The organism is Litorivivens sp., assembly GCF_041625495.1.
GTDB lineage: Bacteria > Pseudomonadota > Gammaproteobacteria > Pseudomonadales > Spongiibacteraceae > Litorivivens.
Window position 1 is genome coordinate 1 of sequence record NZ_JBFJTH010000190.1, and the last position, 6530, is coordinate 6530.

5 protein-coding genes are annotated in these 6530 nt (G+C 54.1%); 3 read left to right on the top strand and 2 right to left on the bottom strand.

What is annotated here, in order from left to right; translation table 11 throughout:
* Positions 1-656, bottom strand: a 656-nt coding sequence (locus ABYP39_RS16405) for an MtrB/PioB family outer membrane beta-barrel protein (protein ID WP_372783620.1), incomplete at its 3' end; no start/stop codon positions are given.
* Positions 657-667: 11 nt separating this feature from the next.
* Positions 668-1642 carry a DmsE family decaheme c-type cytochrome gene (locus ABYP39_RS16410; RefSeq protein ID WP_372783622.1) on the bottom strand — a complete coding sequence of 325 codons (975 nt, stop codon included), beginning with the start codon at positions 1640-1642 and terminating at the stop codon, positions 668-670.
* A gap of 525 nt (positions 1643-2167) precedes the next feature.
* On the opposite strand from ABYP39_RS16410, the gene ABYP39_RS16415 reads away from it, so the two are divergent.
* From ABYP39_RS16415 to ABYP39_RS16425, 3 genes are all read left to right on the top strand, one after another.
* A complete protein-coding gene (locus tag ABYP39_RS16415; RefSeq protein ID WP_372783624.1) occupies positions 2168-3586 on the top strand; it encodes an alkaline phosphatase PhoX in 1419 nt (472 codons plus the stop codon).
* 77 nt (positions 3587-3663) lie between these two features.
* Positions 3664-5925, top strand: a complete 2262-nt coding sequence (locus tag ABYP39_RS16420) for a TonB-dependent receptor (protein WP_372783626.1) — start codon at positions 3664-3666, stop codon at positions 5923-5925.
* A gap of 240 nt (positions 5926-6165) precedes the next feature.
* Positions 6166-6530 (top strand): hypothetical protein (locus ABYP39_RS16425; protein WP_372783628.1); only part of this gene is annotated, 365 nt, incomplete at its 3' end.

Genomic DNA, 6530 nt, shown 5'->3' on the forward strand with positions numbered 1-6530 from the left:
AAGACGAAATCGACGGGGGTGGGGAGGGCGGCCGCCCGAGGGTTTCCGCCTGTGTTCCCGATGACACCGTAACGAACGCGATTGCCTTCCTTCGTCTCATGCATGTAGGCAATATCAAATGACCAGTTATCCGGGGCTGAGAGCCAGTCATAGGCTAGCGTCAGGCGCTTGCGTTCTAGCGTCTCCTTAACACTTAGCAAAGGTCCAGACAGTCCACTCATGCCGGCGGTAGTATTCGCAGCGACCCAGTCCGAAGGTAATTCCAGCGAACTGGTGTCTGTACTGGTAAAGACGGTGTGCCCAGTGTTGCTTCGATTGTGTGTAAATTCGCTATATTCGGCATACACCCCGTAATTTCCCGCATGCGATAAAGTGGCTTCAAGCCGCGGCACGGACAGCCCGATATTCTCACCAGTCACAGACCATTGAGTCTGCTTTACCGAGGGCGAGGTCAGACGGAAGTCGAGTACTTGATAGGCGCCCTGCTCTTCCAAAGCATTGTATTCGCCGAATTTGAACTGACTGTCGGTGATATAGCCACTGCCGACGTAAACGTAACCCGTCACATTGCTGTTGGAGTCATCTGCTATGGCCAGTGCCGACGATGCACAGATCGCAATGGAGTAAAGGGTCTTGATTCGTGGGCGCGTAATCATCCCAGTCTCCTTTAGCGCGTTAGCCTGATCCCGGAAGGATGGTTAGAACCATGTACTTGCGTATGGCAATTCATACAGTTTCTAGCCAACATGGAGTGGCTCGCACCACTTGGTGGAGTGCCAGCGCCACTGTAGTTGGTGCTTGGGTGGTACGGAGCTAAATGACACTGCTGGCAGAGAAACGGGCCTCGCGAACGCAGCATTGCCTGGTGGACAGACCCATGGGGGGTATGGCAATTAGCGCAACTTTCGCGCACCGGCGCATGCTCCCATAGGAACGGCCCACGTTTTTCTCCATGACACCGATAACACGTGTCATTGACAGAATTTTCGAGCAACAAGGCATCGGTGCTACTACCATGCGGGTTGTGACACTCCTTGCATCCCATCTGTCCTTCCGCGATGGGGTGTGCGCTTGTCTTGTGGATCTGTGCTCGGGTTTCGCGGTGGCACCCGAGGCAGAGTTCCGTCTCGGTTGGTGAAGTTAACAGGCTTTTACCCTGGGGATTGTGGAGCGAATGGCAACTGCTGCAGGCAACGCCGGCGCGTTCGTGTGCGCTACCTTGCCAATGCGTATTATTGTCTTTCCGGTGACAGGCTAGGCATTGCGCATTTTGAAGCGCAACGGGCGTTCGGTTGTTGAAGCCAATAGCTGTCGGTGCCGGTTTACCATTACTGTAGCGGGCAAGGTGTTCTTGACTGGGACCGTGACAGCTCTGGCAGAGCTGTTCGTTGGGTGCGTTCCCTGAGGCTGCTCGGCCGTGGGGTGTGGTCAGGATGCTATGTGCCGGGCTTGGACCATTCGGCCCATGACAGCTTAAACACACCTGCGGGTCTCCCGTTGCGTAAGCCTCTGCTGGCGCCGCATTCTCCTTAGATACAGCGATATTTGAGAGGGTGCTGCACAGTACCCAGACACAGAGCAGTCTGTATCGCCTTACTGCGACTCCTACGCTTGGGTTGATCGCTAGCGCGCACACAAACATAACTCCTCCTGGCCAATCGGGTAGCTCTTTCCTATTTATCCCTAGGGAGCAAATAGGGCGGCGCTAAGCCGTGATCGCCGAACCACCGCAATTCAGTGCCCGCACGCGATAGCAGCCTGCTCATCGCCTGCCTCTCAATGGAGATTAAAGTGTAGACAACGTGCGTTGGCCGATGCTGTTGCGAGCTCTATGGCGCACCATGCAGACAAATGTGTTATTGCCGCGGGTTCGTTGCCTATAGGGATTATAGTTGAACAACAAATAGAGCAAGGCGAGGTAAATACGCGGATGCGCCGGTATTTAGGCGGTTTCAGCTGGCTTCGTGTAAGAACCCCACATGACGCGGCTTTTCCGGCTGCTGACCTTTTTTCACACCGGGGCTGACCGTAGTGGGGCGGTCGACATCGCCGCTGACCAATGAGAACATCCCTTACAGTTTTCGCCCAATAACAAAAATTGAGGTGCGTCACGAAGTAGCGACAGCGCGCTGTTACTCTTTATGCACCGTTACGCAGGTTTTAAATCATGAATCGACTGTTGAAAAATGTAGAGCGCTCCGGCCTTTCGCGTCGTACCTTCTTGCGCACTTTGCTGTTTTCCGCGGGCAGTGTGGCCACCGCCAGCTGGTTGGCTGGCTGTAATAGCAGTTCCAGTAGCAGCTCCGGCAGCAGTGGGGGTAGTGCCGCCCCACGGCGCAGCCCCTTTGCCAGTATTGGCCCTTTGCAGGCCGCAGATGACAATGGGGTGCAGCTTCCGGCCGGGTTCAGTTCGCGGGTGATCGCTGTTTTCAATGAGCCTCCCATCCCAGACAACCCTGGTTTTTTGTGGCATTCCGACCCCGACGGCGGCGCGGTATTTCGCACTGATGACGGTGGTTGGATCTATGTATCCAACAGTGAAGTGCGTGACAGTACCACCGGTGGCGCGGCTGGCTTGCCAGGCACCTCCCGCGAGCATGTGGAGGCGCTGGGGCTCTTGCGCGGAGGCGTGAGTGCACTACGCTTTGATGCTGCTGGAAATCTGGTGGATGCGTATCCGGTACAACGTGATACAACCACAAACTGCTCTGGTGGGGTTACACCCTGGGGTACGTGGATCAATGGCGAAGAAATAATGGATGGCTACATGTTTGAGTGTAGCCCGCTGCGCGACGGTGGCACGCCCTTGAGGCTGGATCGTTTTGGCCGTAAGGCGCACGAGATGGCCGCGCTGGATCCCGAAGGGCGAGCAATCTATCACACCGAGGATATGGCGGGTGACGAGCGCTTTTATCGTACGATTTTTCCGACCGAAACCTCATGGCCAGCGGGTGATCGACCAGATTGGCAGCAGGGGGTTCTTCAAGTATTGGTTGTCGATGATGGCATTGATGCCGCACGCAAAGGCCCTGTGCCGATTCGCTGGATTGATGCGATCGACGATGGACGTCCGCAAAGTGACGTTTATCAGAGCGAAACAACGGTTTTTGCGGGTAACGAGGGTTGCTGGTTTCTTTCCGGATTTGTTTTCTTCTCTACCAAAAGCGACGACAACATCTGGGCGATCGATACCGTAGGCGGCACGATAGAAAGTATCTATAACCCGGAGGACGGTCCCGTCGGCTCACCGGTCGACCCAGATGAACCCCCCATGGCGGGGGTGGACAATATTGCCATGACGCTCGATGGCGAGATGATTGTGGTTGAAGACGGCGGCGATATGCGGGCCATGGTGCTGTTGCCGGATCGCACCACCATTCCTTTATTACGCCTGCCCGGGGACCCCAATGTGACGGAAGTTACTGGCCCTGCATTTTCGCCAGACGGCAGACGACTCTATGTGGCTAACCAGCGTGCGCTACGCAACGGTTTGCCGGCTGGTTTTGGCACTGGCGGTGTAATTTATGAAATTACTCTGCCATTTTCGGTGCGGGTTGACGCGCCGCTGGCAGGGCGTGTGGGTTGACAGTGTGCCACCAGAGATATTTGGACTTAACTAAGTTCAGGTAGGTGCGGCTAGCGGGGAGCAGGTCAAGAGCGTTCGTGATAAAAGAGTCTACTACTTTAACTGTGCTTTGCTTAATTGCTGCAGCGGCTGCTTCGGCAAAGCAACCCAATAGCAATGAGCGCATCGACGAGATAATAGTCACTGCACAAAAGCGAAGTGAATCTGTCCAAGACGTACCACTGTCGGTGTCTGTCTTGGGTGGAGAGCGGATCAGCAACGCTGCCATTCATTCTTTCGAGGACGTTTCGCAGGTTACCCCAAACACTGACATCAATATGACGGCGGGCTATGTCCAGGTCGGCGTGCGCGGCGTCAACGCCCCAATCAACGATGGAATGGAACAGTCCGTGGGTTTCTATATCGATGGGGTCTACTATGCCAAAACTGATTTCCTGCAGGACGCCTTTCTTGACTTGGATCGAGTAGAGGTATTGAAAGGCCCACAAGGCACATTATTTGGAAAAAACACGATTGCAGGCGCCATCAATGTTACCTCGGCCTCTCCTGTAAATACTTTTGGGGCCTCGGTAGGTTATCGCGGCGGCGAGCTTAGTACTCGGCAGCTAACCGCAATGTTGAATTTACCATTGCTGGAAGACCGGGTTGCTTTACGTCTGGCGGGTACCACCTTAGAGCGCGATGGCTACGTGTACAATACACTGCGTCACGAAGACGAAAAGCGCGTCGATAAAAGCGGACTCCGAACGCGCATGCTGTGGGAAGTTTCCAATCAGCTTTCCGCAACGTTAACCTACTATGAGGGACATGCTGCTGACTCCGGTCAGGGCTGGGAACCTTTCATTCTTGAGGATGATGCACAGGCGATACACGGGGCCTTTGATAAGTCACTGGAAGCAGAATTCGACTATCAAAGCCACGCCAACAGCGATAACAGGAACGATGTAGCAACCTACGTGACTAATCTCGATATTCGCTGGGATATCGCAGACTTTCAACTGTCTTTACTCGGTAGTCATGCCGAGAGTCGCTCAGATCTCTTTTTGGATGCCGACACAGCATCAGCCCCAATTGCGGAATGGTTGCGCCAATTTACATATCGCCAAAATATGCTGGAAGCACGATTAGATTCAGGGCCAGGCACACTCGAGTACCTTATCGGCTTCTTTGGTTTCTGGTCAGACAATAAACAGGCTGGGGACCTGCGCATGTTACCGGAAGGGCCGCTGGCGTCCGTATTGGGGCCGCTGCTGGGTGTCGAGAATTCTTTCACCGGATCTGAATTTGCCGGTATCGATGCTTTTCTAAATGCAACGACAACGGACGCACTAATTCAGCAATATCATTTAAGCACAATAACTAAAGCACTATTCTCACAAGTCACATGGCATTTGAATGAACGGCTTAGCCTGGTCGTTGGGCTCAGAGCTTCGCAGGAGACCAAGACGGTATATCTCGATCAGGATTACGAATCGACAGGCATTTTGCTGCAATCAGCTTTTGGGGTAACTGAATACACACTCGATGACCGGCGCGATGAATCCAATATTGCACCAAAAATAGCTGGAAAATATGCCGTGGGTGACGACGACATGGTGTATGTCACACTTGCGCAAGGCTTCAAAGCGGGCGGTTTTAATCCGCTAGCGCGAGAGGCCGATGAGGCCTCGTTCGATCAGGAGTATGCGCAATCTTATGAAGTAGGCTACAAACTCACCGCGCTGCAGGGGGCACTAACAGCTAATACAGCGATCTATCGCACCGAATATGATGATATGCAGATTCAAGCGTTTATCGGCAATGGCTTTCTGGTAAGCAATGCCGCAGAAGCCACCACGCAGGGGCTAGAGTTTGATCTTCTCTACCAGCCTAGATTGGGAACATCCCTCTATACCAATATCGGAGTCAGCGACGCCAGATTTAATAGGTTTCCCGACGGACCTTGCCCGGCGACGTCGGAACACGAAACCTGCGACCTCAGTGGAGAGATGCTGCCACGGTCATCCAAATACAGCGCCAACCTCGGCGGTTCGATCGCTTACCCGTTGCTCAATAATCGAATTGCCGCTTTTTTGGGTGTCGATTGGAGCTGGCGATCAGACATCTTATTTGATCTAGATCAGGATCCACTGGATAGTCAGGATCAATACCATCTGATTAATCTACACATAGGAGTGGTGGATCCGGGAAATGCATGGAAGTTTCTCGTACACGTAAAAAACCTGGAAGACCGCAAAGTGCGCCAATTTGCAGCGGATATGCCGGTTTTTAACGGCTCGCATATGGGTTTTCTGCACCCACCACGAATTGTATCCGCGGAGTTTATTCGCACATTTTAGGAAACGACAGTGTTGACATGTTGGCGGGGGTTTATTACTCCTTGGGAAACCCTTGAGTAATGTCATAGGCAATTTGATCTCCTAACTATACCCCGCATGCTATGCTCAACCACCCCAGATGTGCAGCCGCCATTGGCGGCAACAACCTCCCCGCCGTTGGCGGCGCCAAACCCCAGCGGTTGCGCGAAACGCCTGCAGCGCTTTTAATTGCTTGCAAATTGCGAACAAAGAAGCGCACACATGAAAGCACAAACACTTCTGCTGGCAGCGGCTGTCGTGATGACGACGGCCTGTACGGGGGGCGGCGAGCCGGATCCGATGCAGGGGACGGTCGATGCCAGCGCCGGGACCATCGATCAAGTGAGCACCTACCGGGCGATCGCGCAGAACGTGAGCCAGGCCGAGCTTAAGGATTGGCGGCGAGCGGATTGCTTCGAAGCTGTTCGCGAGGGCTCCGGGGCCATCGAATCGGAACTATTCAAGGTGTGCTTCGACGGCGGGACGGTCGAGCTAGAGCATCGCGTCGATAGCGAGGATGTTGGGCGGCTGGTCGCGCGCTGGTCGCAAGCAGGTTTCACTCTGCGGCTGGATGTACGCAGCGCTTC